This is a genomic window from Novosphingobium aureum, from assembly GCF_015865035.1.
Classification (GTDB): domain Bacteria; phylum Pseudomonadota; class Alphaproteobacteria; order Sphingomonadales; family Sphingomonadaceae; genus Novosphingobium; species Novosphingobium aureum.
Window position 1 is genome coordinate 1021651 of sequence record NZ_JADZGI010000001.1, and the last position, 18031, is coordinate 1039681.

Consider the following 18031-nt stretch of genomic DNA (forward strand, 5'->3'; position numbering starts at 1 on the left):
ATCGACGCGCTATAAGGCACGGGAAGGTACCGAGCGATGGCAACAGCAGCCCGAATTCTCGAATGGCCGGTTGAAGAGGCCGAGGACACCAGCGGCGCGCTGTGGGACGCGGTCTCGCTCGCCCGGGCGATGAAGGGAACCGCCAATGCGGACTTCACCGTCACCGAGGTCGAGATCGACAGCCGCGACGTCCAGCCCGGCGACCTGTTCTTCGCGCTCAAGGGCGAGGCGATGGACGGCCACCGCTTCGTCGCGATGGCCTACGAGAAGGGCGCGGCCGCCTGCGTCGTCGACCGCCCGGTCGATGGCCCCCACGTGCTCGTGCGCGACACCAGCGAAGCCCTCGAGAAGCTGGGCGCGGCCTCGCGTGCCCGCGCCCGCGGCCCGGTCATCGGCGTGACCGGCTCGGTCGGTAAGACCGGGGTCAAGGAGATGATCTTCGCCGCGCTCGAGCGCGCAACGCGCGGCGATGCGCACCGTTCGGTCAAGAGCTACAACAACCACGTCGGCGTGCCGCTCAGCCTCGCGCGCATGCCCGCACGCGCCCGCTACGGCGTGTTCGAGATGGGCATGAACCACGAAGGCGAGATCGCCGCGCTGACCCGGCAGGTGCGGCCCAACGTCGCGGTCATCACCACCATCGCGCCCGCGCACATCGAGAACCTGGGCTCGATCGAGGCGATTGCCGATGCCAAGGCGGAGATATTCCAGGGGATCGAGCGTGGCGGCACGGCGGTGATCCCTGCCGACAGCCCGCACTTCGAGCGGCTGCGCAAGGCGGCGCTGCGCTGCGGGGCGCACGTCGTCTCGTTCGGCCGTGCGCCCCATGCCGGCGTGCGCCTGCTCGACTGCGTCGATGCCATCGGTGGCGGCTCGCTGGTCACCGTCGACATGGGCGAGCGGCGCGTGTGCTACACGGTCGCCGCCCCGGGCGAGCACCAGGTCACCAATTCGCTCGCGGTCATGGCCGCGGTTCGCGCGGTCGGCGGCGATCTCGGCGCGGCGGGTGTCGCGCTGGCCGAGATGGGTGGACTTGCCGGACGCGGCGCGCGCATCGAGATCGACGTCGAGGGCGGCGAACCGGATGCACAGGGGTGCCGGCGCGCCCTGCTGATCGACGAGAGCTACAACGCCAACCCCGCCTCGATGCGCGCGACGCTCGCGCAGCTTGGGCGCACTTCGGCCAGGCGCCGCATCGCCGTGCTCGGCGCGATGAAGGAGCTGGGCACGCACGGCCCCGGCTACCACGCCGCGCTGGCCGAGCCGATCCGCGAGGCGGGCGTCGATTTCGTCATTCTCGTGGGCGAGGAAATGGCGCCGCTCGCGGCCGAGCTCGAAAAGGCGCGTACTGCCGAAAATGCGCAGGAACTGGGGAAATCCGGGAGCGATCCGCTTGGCAAATTCATCCCCTTCGCGCATTGCCCGAACCTGAGGGAAGTTGCGGATCGCCTGCATGCATTCGGCCTGGAGCGCGATGACGCGATTCTCGTGAAGGGTTCGAATTCGGTCGGCCTCGCGGCCCTCGTCAGCGCGCTCAGCAAGCAGGAAGGTTAGGGTCTCACCCCCAAGATGCTGTATCTCATTGCAGAATGGTTCCACTACGAAGGGTTGGCCAACCTCTTTCGCTACCAGACCTTCCGGTCGGGTGCGGCGCTGCTTTCGGCGCTGGCGATCGGACTGATGATCGGGCCGCGCTTCATCAACATGCTGCGCGTGCGCCAGGGCAAGGGCCAGCCGATCCGCGAGGACGGCCCGCAAAGCCACCTTGCCAAGCGCGGTACGCCGACGATGGGCGGGCTGATGATCCTCACCGCGCTGATCGCGGCGATGGTGCTGTTCATGGACGTGTCGAACCCGTTCGTGTGGGCCTGCGTCGCGGTGACGCTGGGCTTCGGCGCGATCGGATTCCTCGACGACTACGACAAGGTCACCAAGCGCAGCCACAAGGGTCTGTCGAGCAAGGTGCGCCTGCTGCTCGAATTCGTCGTGGCAGGCATCGCCTCGTACATCATCGTCAGCCAGCTTAACACGAACCTCTACGTGCCTTTCCTGACGGGTCGCTATATCCCGCTCGGCCCGCTCTACTATGTCTTTGCCGCCTTCGTGATCGTGGGGGCGGGCAACGCGGTGAACCTGACCGACGGGCTCGACGGCCTCGCGACCTTCCCGGTCTTCGTCGCGGCGGGCACCTTCGCGATCATCTGCTACCTTGCAGGCCGCGTCGACTTCGCCAACTACCTCGGCATTCCGCACGTGCCGGGTGCGGGCGAACTGGCGATCTTCTGCGCCGGCATCATGGGCGCGTGCCTCGCCTTCCTGTGGTTCAACGCCCCGCCTGCTGCGGTGTTCATGGGTGACACCGGCTCGCTTGCACTCGGTGGCGCGCTCGGGTGCATCGCGGTCGCGGCGCACCACGAGATCGTGCTCGCGGTCGTCGGTGGGCTGTTCGTGCTCGAGGCCGCCTCGGTGATGATCCAGGTGTTCTGGTTCAAGCGCACCGGTCGCCGCGTCTTCCGCATGGCGCCGATCCACCATCACTTCGAGCAGTTGGGCTGGAAGGAATCGACCGTGGTCGTGCGCTTCTGGATCATCTCGCTGGTCCTCGCGGTGCTGGGTCTCGCCACCCTGAAGCTGCGTTGAGGGAGCCTAGGGCGTGATCGTCTCCCCCGTCTTCGCCGGCAAGCGCTACGCGGTCCTCGGGCTTGCTCGCTCGGGGATGACCGCCGTGCGCACGCTGCTCGAGAGCGGGGCCTACGTCATGGCCTGGGATAGCCGCGAGGAGCCGCGCCAGGTGCTCGCCGCAGACGTCGCGGCGGGCCGTTGCGAACTGGCCGACCCGGTGAGCGCGGACCTTGCGGGCTACGACGGGCTCGTCGTCTCGCCGGGCGTGCCGCTCAACCGCCACCCCATCGCCGAGGCCGCGCGCCGCGCCAACGTGCCGCTGATCGGTGACATCGAGCTCTTCGCGCTGGCCCGCGAGAGCCTGCCCGACCACCGGGTCGTGGGCATCACCGGCACCAACGGCAAGTCGACCACGACCTCGCTCGTGCGCCACCTCGTCGAACAGGCGGGCCTGCCCGTGCGCATGGGCGGCAACATCGGACTGCCGGTGCTCGGCACGGTCCCGCTCGAGCCCAACGACAAGGGTCCGGGCGTCTACGTGCTCGAACTTTCCAGTTACCAGATCGACCTGACCCGCAGCCTCGATTGCGACGTGGCCGCGCTGCTGAACATCACCCCCGACCACCTCGACCGCTATGCAGGCTTTCCCGAATATGCCGCCTCGAAGGCGCGCCTGTTCGAGATGCAGGGGGCCAGCCGCGCCGCGGTCTTCGGTATCGGCGACGAGCAGACCCGCGCGGTCGCGATCCGCGAGGAGGCGCGCCACGGTGCAGGGCTCGTACGGCAGGTCGATGGCGCGGACATCTCCGCGCTGCAGAAGGACTGGCCCTCGCTGCAGGGGCCGCACAACCTCCAGAACGCCGCCGTCGCGGTGGCCATCGTCGAGGCGCTGGGCATCGCGCGCGAGAGCTGGGAGCCTGCCTTGCGCAGCTTCCGCGGCCTGCCGCACCGCATGGAGCGCGTCGCCGAGGTCGATGGCGTGCTCTACATCAACGATTCCAAGGCCACCAACCCGGCCTCGGCGGCGCCTGCCATCGCCGCCTTTCCGCCCGACCCGAAACCGCGCATCCACTGGATCGTGGGCGGGCTGCCCAAGGGCGAGGACCTCGACGAGTGCAAGCCCTGGTTCGGCAACATCGCCGCAGCCTATACCATCGGCGATGCCGGGCCGCTCTTCGCCGAACTGCTCGAGCCCCATACCCGCGTGGTGCGCTCCGAGATGATGGCGCAGGCGATCCGTCAGGCGATGGATGCCGCGCACCCCGGCGACGTCATCATGCTCTCGCCCGCCTGCGCCAGCTTCGACCAGTTCCGCGACTACGAGGCGCGCGGTCAGGCCTTCCGCCAGATCGTCGAGGCGCTGCTCGCGCCGGCCGAGGGTGAGGAAGAGGGCGAGGCGGATGGACCGGGCGCCGGCAATCACGCCGGGGGAGACCGCTGATGGCAACGCTTGCACCTGATTCCGCGCCGCTGCCTCCACGCACTCCGGCAGGCCGGCGTTCGCGTCGCGGGCACGGGCGTGCGGGCAGTGCGCGCCACGCCCATCACGGCCCGCGCGATCGTCGTCAGGCGCTTGCGATCTGGTGGCAGGAGATCGACCGGCCCGCGCTTATCCTCGTGCTGATCCTCATGGGCATCGGCGCGATCGCGGTCGCGGCTGCCTCGCCCGCGAGCGCGCGGCGTCTTTCCACCTCGAAGGAGAAGCTGGGCGAGCTCTACTTCTTCTTCCTGCACATGCGCTGGCAGCTGCTCGGACTGGGCGCGATGCTCTGGGCCTCCTCGCTGACCAAGGACGCCGCGCGCAGGCTCGGCATTCTCATCGCGGGCACCATGTTCGTGGCGCTGCTGCTGGTCCCCTTCGTGGGCACCGAGGTCAACGGCGCGCGGCGCTGGCTGCGCTTCGGCTTCTCGCTCCAGCCTTCCGAATTCCTCAAGTGCGGCTGGCCGATCCTGCTCGCATGGATCATGTCGTGGCGCGCGCGCGACCAGCATATCCCGGTGGTGGGCATCTGCTTTGCGGCGATGGGCCTGCTCGGCGCGCTCTTGATGATGCAGCCCGACTTCGGCTCGACGATGCTGTTCTCGGGTGCCTTCCTCGTGATGATCCTGCTCTCGGGCATCGACCTGAAGCGCGTGGGCGTGTTCGCGGGCGTGGGCGTCCTCGGCCTCGTACTGATGTATTTCACCTATGACAACGGCCGCAACCGCATCGACAACTTCCTGTTCGGCGGCACCGCCTTCGACCAGGTCGACCTTGCCGAGCGCACGCTGCTCAACGGTGGATGGACCGGGCAAGGCTTCTGGATGGGCGTACGCAAGATGTCGCTGCCCGAGGCCCATACCGACTACATCTTCTCGGTTATCGGCGAGGAATACGGCCTGATAACCTGCCTCATCATCGTCGGGCTCTATCTCGCGCTGCTCACCCGCGTGCTGCTGCGCCTCGTCGAGGAGGAGGACCTGTTCACGGTGCTCGCCGCCTCGGGCATGGCAGCGCAGTTCGGCGGTCAGGCCTTCATCAACGTGCTGGTCAACCTGCAGCTGTTCCCCTCCAAGGGCATGACCCTGCCGCTGATCAGCTACGGCGGCTCCTCGACCGTGGCGATCTGCCTCTCGATGGGCCTGCTGCTCGCCATTACCCGGCGCAATCCCTTCATCCGCCGCGAGACGTTCTCGCTGCGCGACCTCGGAGACATTTCATGAGTGCGGTTTCGCGCCACTACGTCCTCGCCGCGGGCGGGACCGGCGGTCACCTCCTTCCCGCCTTCGCCCTCGCGGCAGAACTGCACCAGCGCGGCCACCACGTCGCGCTGATCACCGACGAGCGCGGCGCGAAGATCCCGGGCAAGCCCGAGTACCTGCCCGCGCACATCCTTCCGCCCGGACGGATTGCGGGCAGGAACCCGCTGGGCTGGCTCAAGGGCGCGCGCGGCGTGTGGCAGGGGCGTGCCATGGCGAAGCGCCTGTTCGACAGCTTCCAGCCGAGCGCGGTGGTCGGTTTCGGCGGCTATCCCTCGCTGCCCACCATGCTCGCCGCGACTTCGGCGGGCATTCCCAGCGTGATCCACGAGCAAAATGCGGTGCTTGGCCGGGTGAACCGCTACTTCGCGGGCAAGGTCGATGCCATCGCGACGCCGAGCGAAGTGGTCGACCGGCTCGACGACAAGTACGCGGGCAAGGTCACGCTCGTCGGCAACCCGGTGCGCGCCGAGGTCCTCGCGCTGCGCGACGCGCCGTTCCCCGAGTTTTCCGAGGACAGCCTGTTCCGCATTCTCGTCACCGGTGGCAGCCAGGGCGCGCGCATCCTCTCGCAGGTCGTGCCAGAGGGGCTCGCGATGCTGCCGACCGCGCTGCGCTCGCGCCTCCAGGTCATCCAGCAGTGCCGTCCCGAGGACATCGAGGGCGTGCGCGAGCGCTATGCGACCCACGGCATCCCCGCGGAACTGGGCACCTATTTCCCCGACATGGCCGAGCGCCTGGCAGGGGCACACCTGTTCATCGGTCGCTCGGGCGCCTCGACCATCGCGGAACTGACCGCGGTCGGCCGCCCCGCGATCCTGATTCCGCTGCCCTATGCGATGGACGACCACCAGAGCGCCAATGCGCGCGAGATGGTCGCAGGCGGCGGCGCGCGCGTGCTGCGCCAGCCGCCGATCACCACCGAGGACCCGGACACCTATACCGGCGAGAAGCTCAACGAGCTGCTGCGCGAGCAGGCCGACATCCAGCAGAAGATGGCCAAGGACCTGTGCCTGCAGATCCAGGCCATCGCCCAGCGGCCCGAGACGCTCGCCAATGCCGCGCATGCGGCGTGGAACTGCGGCTATCCCAAGGCCGCGATCGACCTTGCCGACCTCGTCGAGAGCTTTGGCGCGGCACCGATCATGGACGTGCTGCGCGTGGTGCCCGAAGGCGGCGCTCCGGCCCATGGCACGCAGGGTGCGCTGGCGCGGGAGGGCGCACGATGAAGGCGGTCGGCACGGACATCGGCACGATCCACTTCGTCGGCATCGGTGGCATCGGCATGTCGGGCATCGCCGAGGTCATGCACAACCTTGGCTATGCGGTGCAGGGCTCGGACATGGCCGAGAGCTACGTCGTCGAGCACTTGCGCGAGCGCGGGATCAAGGTCGCGATCGGGCAGAAGGCCGAGAACGTCGAGGGCGTGGCGGTCGTCGTCACCTCGACCGCGGTCAAGCGCACCAACCCCGAGGTCGTCTATGCGCTCGAACACCGCATCCCGGTGGTGCGCCGCGCCGAGATGCTGGCCGAGCTGATGCGCCTCAAGTCGACCGTTGCGGTCGCGGGCACGCACGGCAAGACCACCACCACCTCGATGGTTGCGGCGCTGCTCGATGCGGGCGGGGTCGACCCCACCGTCATCAACGGCGGTATCATCAATGCCTACGGCTCGAACGCGCGCCTTGGCGAAAGCGACTGGATGGTGGTCGAGGCCGACGAGAGCGACGGCTCGTTCCTCCGGCTCGACGGCACCATCGCGGTCGTCACCAACATCGACCCCGAACACCTCGATCACTACGGCTCGTTCGAGCGGGTCAAGCAGGCCTTCGTCGAGTTCATCGAGAACGTGCCGTTCTACGGCGCGGCGCTCTTGTGCATCGATCATCCCGAGGTTCAGGCGGTGATCCCCAAGGTGCGCGACCGCCGCGTCGTCACCTACGGCTTTTCCGCACAGGCCGACGTGCGCGGCGAGAACGTCACCCCGATCCCGGGCGGCAACCGCTTCGACGTGGCGCTGCGCCAGCGCGACGGCAGCTTCGAGCGCATCGAGGGCATCGAACTGCCCATGCCCGGCCGCCACAACGTGCAGAACGCGCTCGCGGCGGTCGGCGTCTCGATCGAGATGGGCTGCCCGCACCACGTCATCCAGAACGGCTTTGCCAAGTTCGGCGGGGTCAAGCGCCGCTTCACCAAGGTCGGCGAAGTTGCGCTGGAAGGTGGTCCGGTCGCGGTGATCGACGACTACGGCCACCACCCGGTCGAGATCCGCGCGGTGCTCGCCGCTGCGCGCGAGGGCGTGAAGGGCCGTGTCATCGCGGTGGCCCAGCCGCACCGCTACACGCGCCTGCGCGATCATCTCGAGGACTTCGAGAGCTGCTTCAACGATGCCGACGTGGTCTACATCACGCCGGTCTATGCCGCGGGCGAGGACCCGATCGAGGGCATCGACAGCGCAGCGCTCGTCGCGGGCCTCAAGGCACGCGGCCACCGCTCCGCGCAGGAGATCGCAGGGCCCGAAGCGCTGGCCGAGACGCTGGCCTCTTCGATCCTGCCCGGCGACATGGTCGTATGCCTTGGCGCGGGCGACATCACCAAGTGGGCAGCCGGCCTTGCCAGGGCGATTTCGGACAAGCGCGGCGCATGAGCGAGACCGGGCTTTCCCTTCCGCCGGTCCGGGGCAAGCTGACGGCGAACGCGCCGCTGGCCCCGCTCGTCTGGTTCAAGGCGGGCGGCACGGCGCAGTGGCTGTTCGAGCCGAAGGACGTCGCCGACCTGCAGGACTTCCTGCGCGGCCTCGACCCGGCCGTCCCGGTCATGGCGCTGGGCCTTGGCTCGAACATGATCGTGCGCGACGGCGGCGTCGAAGGTGTCGTAGTTCGCCTCGGCAAGCCCTTTGCCAAGGTGACGGCAGGCCCTGACTGCACGCTCGCGTGCGGGGGTGGTGCGAGTGGCATCCTCGTCTCCTCGACCGCGCGCGATGCAGGCGTCGCAGGCACCGAGTTCCTGCGCTCGATCCCGGGCACGGTCGGCGGCTTCGTGCGCATGAACGGCGGCGCCTATGGCGGCGAGGTCAAGGACATCCTCGTCGATTGCGACGTGGTGCTGCGCTCGGGTGAGCTGGTTACGCTCGGCAATGCCGATCTTGGCTATACCTACCGCCACTCCGCGCTGCCCGAAGGCTGCGTGGTCGTTGCCGCGCGCTTCAAGGGACGTCCGGGCGAACCCGCCGCGATCCAGGCCGAGATGGACCGCATCTCGGCGGCGCGCGAGGCCTCGCAGCCCCTGCGCAGCAAGACCGGCGGCTCGACCTTCAAGAACCCCGAAGGCCACGCCGCGTGGAAGCTGGTCGACGAGGCAGGCTGCCGCGGTCTCCAGCTCGGCGGCGCGCAGGTCTCCGAAAAGCACACCAATTTCCTCCTCAATACCGGCAATGCCACTGCCGCCGAGATCGAGGCGCTCGGCGAGGAAGTGCGCCGCCGGGTGATGGAAAACGCGGGCGTCAGCCTAGAATGGGAAATCCAGCGTGTCGGCATCCGCGCCGACGACGCCAGCAAGTGAGTAGATGACAGTGTCCCTTCCCAAGCTCCACGTCGCCGTCCTCATGGGTGGCTGGTCGAACGAACGTCCCGTCTCGCTGATGAGCGGCGAGGGCGTGGCCAAGGCGCTTGAGAGCAAGGGGCACCGGGTCACGCGCATCGACATGGACCGCGAGGTCGCGCAGCGCCTCGCCGAGGCGAAGCCCGACGTCGTGTTCAACGCCCTCCACGGCGCGCCGGGCGAGGACGGGACGGTGCAGGGGATGATGGACCTGATGGGCCTCACTTATACCCATTCGGGCCTCGCCACCTCGGTGATCGCCATCGACAAGGAGCTGACCAAGCAGGCGCTCGTGCCGCACGGCGTACCGATGCCCGGCGGGCGCGTGGTCGAGACCGAAAGCCTGTTCGCAGGCGATCCGCTGCCGCGCCCCTATGTCCTCAAGCCGGTCAACGAAGGCTCCTCGGTCGGCGTCGCGATCGTGCGCGAGGAGGGCAACTACGGCAATCCGATCAGCCGCGATGCCAAGGGGCCCTGGCAGGAATTCGAGCAGCTGCTTGCAGAACCCTATATTCGCGGGCGCGAACTGACCACGGCGGTGATCGGCGAGCGCGCGCTGCTGGTGACCGAGCTCAAGCCCAAGTCGGGCTTCTACGACTTCGATTCCAAGTACACCGACGGCATGACCGAGCACGTCTGCCCCGCCGAGATCCCCGACGAGATCACCGAGGCCTGCAAGGCGCTGGCGCTGCGCGCGCACCAGCTTCTCGGCTGCAAGGGCACGAGCCGCTCGGACTTCCGCTGGGACGACACGCAAGGGGTCGAGGGGCTGTTCCTGCTCGAGACCAACACCCAGCCGGGCATGACCCCGCTCAGCCTTGTGCCTGAGCAGGCGCGGGCCTGCGGCGTGGAATACCCCGATCTTGTCGAGATGATCATTGCCGAGGCGCTTGCCGACGCCGAAAATGCCAAAGCAGAGGCCAAGGCCAAATGAGCACCACGATCAAGCGCAAGGGCAAGACCGCGCGCAAGGCCGCGGCAGCGCAGGGTAACCGCGCCAAGGTGCGCAAGGCCAAGGCTACGACCGGCACCGCGGTCGATGCCGCGATGGGCGTGCTGCCCTTCTCGGAAGAGCAGCTGCACCGCATCTTCCTCGTTGGCATCGTCGCGCTGGCGGCGGTTGCGGTGTGGTTCGCGGCGAGCGCGGCAGGCCTGCCCGTCATGGCCGAGGACAAGTTCGCACAGGTCGCCAAGCAGGCCGGTTTCGAGGCCCGCCACATCGAGCTGCGCGGCGTCAAGAACATCAACGAACTCAAGGTCTACGAACGGGCCCTTGCGCAGAAGTACCGCGCGATGCCGCTGGTCGACCTCGCCGCGCTGCGCGATGACCTGCTGCAGCTGCCCTGGGTTGAGGACGCGCGCGTCTCGCGCCAGCTGCCCGACACGCTGGTGATCGACATCGTCGAGCGCAAGCCCAACGCGGTGCTGCGCAAGGCCGAGAGCTATGTCCTGATCGACAGGCAGGGCAACGAGCTCGAACCGATCAGCCGCAAGGCCGCGCAAGGCAAGCTCATCGTCTCGGGCGAAGGCGCGGGGCAGCGCGTGACCAGCCTCGTCCACCTGCTCGACGCCGCGCCCGCGATCAAGCCGCGCGTGCACGAGGCGCAGTGGATCGGCAACCGGCGCTGGAACCTCGTGTTCGGCACCGGGCAGGTGCTCGCGCTGCCCGAAGGCGAGCGCGAGAGCGCCAATGCGCTGGTGACTTTCGCACGGCTCGACGGCACCAACCGCCTGATCGGCGGCAAGGCGACCGCGATCGACATGCGCGCGGGCGACCGCATCTACTTGCGCGTGCCCGAGGGCGAGAGCCGCGAGCTGGCCATGCAGGCGGGCGCTATCGCGCATGGCGCGCAGGCGAGCGAGCAGTGACAATTCCAGCAGGGGCGATGACGATGCATGGCCTGAACCGTACCAAGTCCACCTTCCACTACGGGCGGGGCCACTGATGGCCGGTCCGCGCATCGCCCGCGTCTTCGGCGCGGTCAACATCGGCTCGTTCCGCATCTCGGCGATCGTCGCCGGGGTCTCGGAAACCGGCGAGATGATCGTGCTCGGCTCGGGCCACCGCCAGAGCCAGGGCATCAAGCATGGCTACGTCACCGACATGGCCGCCGCGACATACGCGGTGCGCGATGCCATCGACCGCGCCGAGAAGATGGCCGACACCTCCGTCCAGAAAGTGTGGATCGGCTGCTCGGGCGCGGGGCTCGCGAGCCGCATCCAGCCCTTCGATGCCGAGATCGGCGGGCGCCGCATCGAGCAGGAGGATCTCGACCACCTGCTCGTCGCCGCGCGCGACGCAATCGAGCCCGACGGGCGCATGGTGCTCCACGCCCAGCCCGCGCAGTACCGCCTCGACGGCGCCCACGGCGTCGCCGATCCGAAGGGGCTGCACTGCGAGCGGCTCGGGGTCGACGTCCACGTCATGCTCGCCGATGGCGCACCGATCCGCAATCTCACCGAGGCGGTGCAGAGCGCGCACCTCGAGGTCGAGGCAGTGGTGGCATCGCCCATCGCCACCGGACAGGCCTGCCTCTCGCCCGAGGAGCGCGATCTCGGCGTCGCGCTGGTCGAGTTCGGCGCGGAAGTGACCAACGTCGCCTTGTGGTCGGGCGGGATGCTGCGCGACATGGTCGCGATCCAGATGGGCAGCGCGGACATCACCGATGCCGTCGCCTCGGCCTTCGGCATCCGCCGCTTCCAGGCAGAGCGCCTCAAGTGCGTCAACGGCTCGGCCATCGCCAGTCCGCACGACCACCGCGAGATGATTCCGGTCAATGCGCCGGGCGAGGAAGATACCGGGCCCATCGCGCGCCACGCCGACGACAAGAACCGAATCCCGCGCGCCGAGCTCATCGGCGTCATCACCGGCCAGCTCGGCGTTCTGATGGAAGAGGTCAACAAGGCGCTCAAGCACATGCAGTTCAACGGCCAGCGCGGCAAGCAGGTGGTCTTCACCGGCGGCGGCGCGGAGCTGGTGGGGCTGGCCGACTATGCCCAGGCCGCGCTCGGGCGACCGGTGCGCATCGGGCGCATGCCGCACCTCGCCGGGCTGCCCGAGGCGCACGTCAAGCCGGGTTTCTCGACGCTGGCGGGTCTGGTACTCTACGCGGCGGATGACCCCGTCGACATCCGTGCCTTCGCGCGCGGACGACACCGCACGGTCTCTCTGGGCGGGATCGGGATGGTCGGTCGGATCTTTCAGGCGCTCAAGGAGTATTTCTGAGCAGACCTGCGAAAAAGGGTGTCACCACAAGCCCTTGGTCAAGGCCCGATCGTGCACTTCGTGCGATGGGACCGGAAAAGGACGTATTTTCGCGGCTTTCGCTGTGGACAAAGATATTACATGCTTTGCGCAAGCTCGCCCAAGCATGCAATCAGATTGGTCAAGAAAAAATTGACGCGCATGGGCCTGTCAGGAGTCACTAATGAGCATTAACATCGGACTGCCGGCGATCGACGAACTGCGGCCGCGCATCGTTGTCATCGGCGTAGGCGGCGCGGGCGGCAACGCGATCGCCAACATGATCGAGGCCCAGATCGAGGGCGTCGACTTCATCGTCGCCAATACCGATGCCCAGGCCCTCAACAACTCGATCGCGGAAACCCGCGTCCAGCTCGGGCCCGAGATCACGCAGGGCCTCGGCGCAGGCTCGCGTCCCGAGGTCGGCCGTGCCGCCGCCGAGGAAACGCTCGAGGAAATCGGCCGCCTGCTCGAGGGCGTGCACATGGTCTTCATCGCCGCTGGCATGGGCGGCGGCACCGGCACCGGCGCTGCACCGATCATCGCCCAGGCCGCGCGCGAGAAGGGCATCCTGACCGTCGGCGTCGTCTCCAAGCCGTTCCTGTTCGAAGGCACGCGCCGCATGCGCTCGGCCGAAGCGGGCATCGAGGAACTGCAGAAGAACGTCGACACGCTGATCGTCATTCCCAACCAGAACCTGTTCCTCGTCGCCAAGGCGGAGACCACTTTCAAGGAGGCCTTCCAGCTCGCCGACGAAGTGCTCCAGCAGGGCGTGCGCTCGATCACCGACCTGATGATCATGCCCGGCCTCATCAACCTCGACTTCGCCGACGTGCGCTCGGTCATGGGCGAGATGGGCAAGGCGATGATGGGCACCGGCGAGGGCGAAGGCCCCAACCGCGCGCTCGAGGCCGCCGAACACGCCATCGCCAACCCGCTGCTCGACGGCGTGTCGATGCAGGGCGCGAAGGGCGTCATCATCTCGATCATCGGCGGCGACGACATGAAGCTGCTCGAGGTGGACGAGGCCGCCAACCACATCCGCGAACTGGTCGATTCGGACGCCAATATCATCTGGGGTTCGGCCTTCAATCCCGACCTTCAGGGCAAGATCCGCGTCTCGGTCGTCGCGACCGGCATCGAGCAGACCGCCGAGCAGGCCGAGATCGCCTCGCGTCCGGCTGCCAGCATGGGGTCCTCGCGCGGTCCGATGCGCTCGGGCATCCAGACCCCGCAGGCACCCGCGACCCCGGCTCCGGCCCCGCAGGCTGCGCCCGCTCCGGCTGCCGAGCCCGAACCGCTCGACCTCGACACCCCGGCCGCAGAAGAGACCGAAGGCTCGCAGCCCTTCGCGCCGCGTCCCTTCTCGCCTTCGGCGGAGCTCGAACTCGGTGCCGGTGAGGAACTGGGCGACGAAGGCGCGCAGGACAAGCCGCAGGCTCCTGTACCGAGCGCCTATTCGCCGCTCGGTGGCGGTCAGGCCCGTCCGCTCGACTTCGGTCGCCCGCAGGCGCCAGCTGCACCGCGTGCTCCCGAGACCCGTCAGGACGAACTGCTGCTCGACGGTGGCGAGACTCCCGAGGAAGCTCCCAAGTCGCCGGCGGTCGCCCCGCCGCGTCCCGCAGGTGCCGGTGGCGGTTCGACCCTGTTCGAGCGCATGACCAGCCTCTCGCGCAACAAGGCAGCTGGCAACGAACGCCCGGCGAGCCCCGGCGCAGGGCAGGGCAGCAACGAGGATGGCGACAGCGCCTCGCTGAACATCCCGCGCTTCCTCAACCGCCAGAACAACCAGTAAGCTCTGGACCTCGGCCAAGCGCGCCCGGTCGCGCCGCCGCAAGCAAGTCGGCCCGCTCCTGTCTTTGCCGGGGGCGGGCCGCTCGCGTTGAAGATGCCGGGAATTTCCTGGGCGCGAGGCTTCCTGCTTCGTCGCGGCAGACGCTCGCGCGGCCCATTTCGCGCTGTCGCGGGGTGGACGCAGGTTCAGGGGCAGTCTAGCTCTCGCGCGCTAGCATCATGGCAGGGCTGTCGCGACAGTGCGTGGCGAACGCATACGCGGACCGGTCCGGCGGCACGGTATAAACGACAAGCACGGGTTCACTCGAAATGAAGCGCAGGCAAGGTGTTGGGCAGGCAGGCAAGGTCTCGGATGGCGCAGCGCTCCGCGCGCGCTTCGCGAGGCTTGCTTCGGTGCTCGCCCTCGCCACTGGCGGCGCCGGTGGCGCGCTGCTGCCGGTGGCGCTCCATGCGCAGGGCGCGCCGGTCGTCGCTCAGCCGGTGGTGCAGGCGCTGCCCAATCCCGACACCGAGCGTCTGGGCGATGCGCTGGGGCGGCTGGGGCGCGACCAGCAGGACCTCAATGCGCTGATCGATGCGGGCAATGCCGCGCGCGGCCTCGGCGACCTCGAGGCTTCCAAGGGCTTCTTCGCGCGCGCCGAACGCATCGCGCCCGACAATGGCCGGGTCAAGGCAGGGCTTGCGCGCACCGCGCTGCTCGACGAGGACCCGGTCTCCGCGATCCGCTACTTCCGCGAGGCAGAGGCCGCAGGCGTCGGGAGCGAGAGCATCGCCGCCGATCAGGGGCTGGCCTACGATCTCGTCGGCGACACGGTGCGCGCGCGCGATGCCTATAGCCGCGCCCTTGCACGCGGCGAGGACCCGCTGCTGCGCCAGCGCCTCGCGATCAGCCAGGCCATCGCGGGCGAACTCGACACTTCCGAGCAGACGCTGATGCCGCTCCTGCGCAAGCAGGACAAGCCGGCCTGGCGTGCACGCGCCTTCACCCTCGCCATCGCCGGTCAGACCCGCGAGGCGATCGATCTTGCCGAAACGATCCTGCCCGAGCCGCTGGCCGGTTCGGTCGCTCCCTATCTGCGCTACATGCCGCGCCTGACCGCGGCGCAGCAGGCTGCCGCCGCCAACCTCGGCCGCTTCCCGCGCGCCTCCGAGATCGGACGCGATCGGGCAGCCGTCGCCGCCTACGCCAAGCGCAACCTTGCCTCTGCCGACCGTGCGCTGGCCCCTTCCGGCGAGGCGCTCGACGTACCGGCCGCTCTGGCTGCGGCTAATGCGGCAACCGCGCGTCCTGTTGTGCCCGATGCCGAGGACACGGGCGAGACGGGGGATTCCGGGGCTGGCGAAGCGACGACGCGCGTGGCGCGCGTGAGAACCGAGGTTATCGGTCACTCGATCCGTCCGGGCACGCGTCCGGGACTGCGCGCCTCGGTTGAGGAGAGCAAGCGGGCGCGCGAGCGCGAAAGCGAGGCCGTGACCGAGCGCCGTACGCGCAAGGTGGTCGAGGAACCGGCCGAGCGCATTGCACCGCCCGAGCCCAAGCCGGGTATTGTCGTCGCGCCCGGCGAGGCGCCCGCGCTCGATGCAAACGGTGAGCTGCCGCCGGTTTCGGGTGGCACCGCGCCGGCGCGGGCAGGCATGGCGACAGCCGCGCTCGCGACGCCTGCACCCGGTGCGCGCACCGCGTCCGCTCCCGTCTCGCCCGCTGCAACAAGCCCGCGCGCTAGCCTTGCGACGAGCGGCGCCAGCGCTGCACCTGCTGCCCCGGCTTCGGCTCCTGCAACGACCGTCGCGCCGCGGCCCTCGCTGCTCGACGCCTTCGCGGATCTAGGCTCGCCGCCCGGCACGATCTCGCGGGCATCGGGCGCGGTCGACATCTCCAAGATCGAGCCCGCGCGTCCCAAGCCGGTCGAGCCGCCCAAGCCCAAGAAGCCCGAGCACCCCAGCCGTATCTGGGTGCAGGTCGGCATCGGGCGCGACCTGAAGGCGATCGCTTATGACTGGAACCGCAATGCCCGCGCCATGCCCGAGGTGTTCAAGGGGCGCGAGCCGCACGTCACCGACATGAACCGCACGCATCGCATCCTCGTGGGCCCCTTCGCGACGCGCAAGGAGGCCAACGAGTACGTCGGCGATCTCGGCAAGGCGGGCATGGACGGGGCCTATCCCTGGATCAGTCCGGCAGGGCAGGTGGTCGACACGCTCGAGCTGGAATAGGTCAGTGCACGGACGATCGCTGCGGCGGTTCGTGTCCGCTTCGCGCTGAAATCGCTTGCATGCGGTGATACAGTCTGTCTCGCACAAGCCCTGCCTGCGGCCCTTATCCACATCATGTGAACAGGCTTATGCAGTTTTGCCCGGGCGATCCGGGCTCCTCCATTGTGCTCACCCGGGCATGCAAAGCATCCATGCTGGCGAACACGTGGCAGAGGGGCTCTATCGCCAACATGAGGATCGTTCCGGAAGAAATCGTTAACGAAGAGGACACGGCCCCCGTCGAGATGCTCGCCTCACTGTTCGAGGCGCGCGACTGGCCGTTTGCCCATTCGAGCGACGACGAGATCTCCGCGGAAGTGAAGGGCGCCTGGACCACTTACCAGTTCCAGGCGGTCTGGCGCGCGGAGGACCGTGTGCTGCAGCTTCTGTGCCTGCCCGAGATCCGCGTGCCCGAGCACAAGCGCGCCTATGTCTACGAGGCGCTCGCGCTGATCAACGAGCAGCTCTGGCTTGGGCACTTCGACATATGGTCGAACGGCTCGATGGTGCTCTATCGCCATGGCCTGATGCTGGGCGAGGAGGGGCTGCTGGGGCCCGGCCGGGCGCAGATGGTGGTCGAGGCCGCGATCGAGGAATGCGACCGCTTCTACCCGGTGTTCCAGTTCATCCTGTGGGGCGACAAGACCCCGCAGGAGGCGCTCGTCTCGGCCATGGTCGACGCGGTCGGCGAGGCCTGAGCGGGGCTGCGGGGCGTCGGGCGGGGCCGGGTGCGGCCGCGCACCGAGCCGAACCGCGCAGAGACGCAAGGACCTGCGTTTTTGCCCGCTGCCCTTGGCGCGGGGCGATGTCTTCCCTAAGTCGCAGCCAACGCGAAACCAGGAGACATCATGGCAAAGTTCGACAACATCCTCCTTTTCGGCTGCGGCAACATGGCGGGCGCGATGCTCGACGGGTGGCTGGCAGGCGGCATCCCGGCTGCGAATTTCACGGTCTATACCCGTACGCACCGGCCGCTCCCCGAGGGTGTCGAGCAGGTCCACGAAGTGCCTACCGACCGCACGTTCGATGCGGTCATGATCGGCGTGAAGCCGCAGTATCTCGATGACGTCGTCGACCAGCTCGAGCCCGCGATGGGGCCCGAGACCGCGGTCTTCTCGATCCTCGCGGGCGTCGAGTACGCCAGCCTTGCCGCGCGCTTCCCGCGTGCCGGCGCGATCGTGCGGATCATGCCCAACCTCGCCTGCGCACTGGGCAAGTCGCCGATCGCGCTGGGCGATACCGGTCTCGACGATGCCGGGCGCGAGGCGATCACCACTCTGATGGAGCCGCTCGGCACGCCCGTGTGGCTCGGCGAGGAAGAGGAATTCCACGCCGTCACCGCGCTGGCAGGCAGCGGCCCCGCCTTCGTCTACCGCTTCATCGACGCGCTTGCGGGTGCGGCAGAGGAGCTGGGCGTGGAGAAGGAAGCGGCGGAGCAGCTCGCCAAGGCGATGGTCGAGGGCGCCTCGCTGCTCGCGGGCTCTTCCGAGTTCTCGCCCGGCGAACTGGCCGACAAGGTCGCGAGCCCGGGCGGCGTGACGCGCGCGGGCATGAACGTGATGGACGAGGACGGCGCGATCAACAAGCTGATGCTGGCGACGCTCACCTCGGCCCGCAAGCGCAGCGCCGAGATGGCCGAGGAGGCGCGCAAGGGCTGAGATCGCCCGGGCGATGACGGATTGCCCGCGTCTGTGGACACACAATGTTACATTCGGGGCAATCCGGTTTCGCTTGAATAAGTGCGACCGAAAGCCGATATTGTTCCTCGTAGGGGAAGCC

The 18031-nt window shown here is 68.5% G+C and carries 14 protein-coding genes; all 14 read left to right on the forward strand.

Going from position 1 to position 18031, the window contains the following annotated elements; all coding sequences use genetic code 11:
- The first annotated feature begins 36 nt into the window (after nucleotides 1–36).
- The 14 genes from I5E68_RS04840 to I5E68_RS04905 all read left to right on the forward strand — a co-directional run bounded on the left by I5E68_RS04840 (nucleotide 37) and on the right by I5E68_RS04905 (nucleotide 17910).
- Nucleotides 37–1554: a UDP-N-acetylmuramoyl-tripeptide--D-alanyl-D-alanine ligase gene (locus I5E68_RS04840; RefSeq protein ID WP_197161311.1), complete on the forward strand. Its 1518-nt coding sequence runs from the start codon at nucleotides 37–39 to the stop codon at nucleotides 1552–1554.
- A 15-nt stretch (nucleotides 1555–1569) separates the two neighbouring features.
- Complete coding sequence (gene mraY / locus I5E68_RS04845) at nucleotides 1570–2640, forward strand: phospho-N-acetylmuramoyl-pentapeptide-transferase (RefSeq protein WP_197161314.1); 1071 nt, start codon at nucleotides 1570–1572, stop codon at nucleotides 2638–2640.
- 13 nt (nucleotides 2641–2653) lie between these two features.
- The gene (gene murD, locus I5E68_RS04850) at nucleotides 2654–4063 is read left to right on the forward strand and encodes a UDP-N-acetylmuramoyl-L-alanine--D-glutamate ligase (RefSeq protein ID WP_197161317.1); all 1410 of its coding nucleotides are present in this window, start codon (nucleotides 2654–2656) and stop codon (nucleotides 4061–4063) included.
- Nucleotides 4063–5325: an FtsW/RodA/SpoVE family cell cycle protein gene (locus tag I5E68_RS04855; RefSeq protein WP_197161322.1), complete on the forward strand. Its 1263-nt coding sequence runs from the start codon at nucleotides 4063–4065 to the stop codon at nucleotides 5323–5325. Before murD ends, I5E68_RS04855 begins: the two co-directional genes overlap by 1 nt.
- A complete protein-coding gene (gene murG / locus I5E68_RS04860) occupies nucleotides 5322–6590 on the forward strand; it encodes an undecaprenyldiphospho-muramoylpentapeptide beta-N-acetylglucosaminyltransferase (protein WP_197161325.1) in 1269 nt (422 codons plus the stop codon). Before I5E68_RS04855 ends, murG begins: the two co-directional genes overlap by 4 nt.
- On the forward strand, nucleotides 6587–8008 hold the full coding sequence (gene murC, locus I5E68_RS04865; RefSeq protein ID WP_197161328.1) for a UDP-N-acetylmuramate--L-alanine ligase: 1422 nt from the start codon (nucleotides 6587–6589) through the stop codon (nucleotides 8006–8008). The genes murG and murC overlap by 4 nt, the downstream gene beginning before the upstream one ends.
- On the forward strand, nucleotides 8005–8922 hold the full coding sequence (murB, locus tag I5E68_RS04870) for a UDP-N-acetylmuramate dehydrogenase (RefSeq protein ID WP_197161331.1): 918 nt from the start codon (nucleotides 8005–8007) through the stop codon (nucleotides 8920–8922). The genes murC and murB overlap by 4 nt, the downstream gene beginning before the upstream one ends.
- Before the next feature lie 10 nt (nucleotides 8923–8932).
- Nucleotides 8933–9895 (forward strand): D-alanine--D-alanine ligase, encoded by a 963-nt coding sequence (locus tag I5E68_RS04875; protein ID WP_197164561.1) that lies wholly within the window; start codon nucleotides 8933–8935, stop codon nucleotides 9893–9895.
- A complete protein-coding gene (locus I5E68_RS04880; RefSeq protein WP_197161334.1) occupies nucleotides 9892–10830 on the forward strand; it encodes a cell division protein FtsQ/DivIB in 939 nt (312 codons plus the stop codon). The genes I5E68_RS04875 and I5E68_RS04880 overlap by 4 nt, the downstream gene beginning before the upstream one ends.
- Nucleotides 10831–10906: 76 nt before the next feature.
- Complete coding sequence (gene ftsA, locus I5E68_RS04885; protein ID WP_197161337.1) at nucleotides 10907–12187, forward strand: cell division protein FtsA; 1281 nt, start codon at nucleotides 10907–10909, stop codon at nucleotides 12185–12187.
- Nucleotides 12188–12389: 202 nt separating this feature from the next.
- The gene (ftsZ, locus tag I5E68_RS04890; protein ID WP_197161340.1) at nucleotides 12390–14000 is read left to right on the forward strand and encodes a cell division protein FtsZ; all 1611 of its coding nucleotides are present in this window, start codon (nucleotides 12390–12392) and stop codon (nucleotides 13998–14000) included.
- Between the two features lie 308 nt (nucleotides 14001–14308).
- A complete protein-coding gene (locus I5E68_RS04895; protein ID WP_228726831.1) occupies nucleotides 14309–16213 on the forward strand; it encodes a tetratricopeptide repeat protein in 1905 nt (634 codons plus the stop codon).
- 230 nt (nucleotides 16214–16443) lie between these two features.
- Nucleotides 16444–16950, forward strand: a complete 507-nt coding sequence (locus I5E68_RS04900) for a type III secretion system chaperone family protein (RefSeq protein ID WP_197161344.1) — start codon at nucleotides 16444–16446, stop codon at nucleotides 16948–16950.
- A gap of 150 nt (nucleotides 16951–17100) precedes the next feature.
- Complete coding sequence (locus I5E68_RS04905) at nucleotides 17101–17910, forward strand: pyrroline-5-carboxylate reductase family protein (protein WP_197161347.1); 810 nt, start codon at nucleotides 17101–17103, stop codon at nucleotides 17908–17910.
- Nucleotides 17911–18031 lie beyond the last annotated feature (121 nt).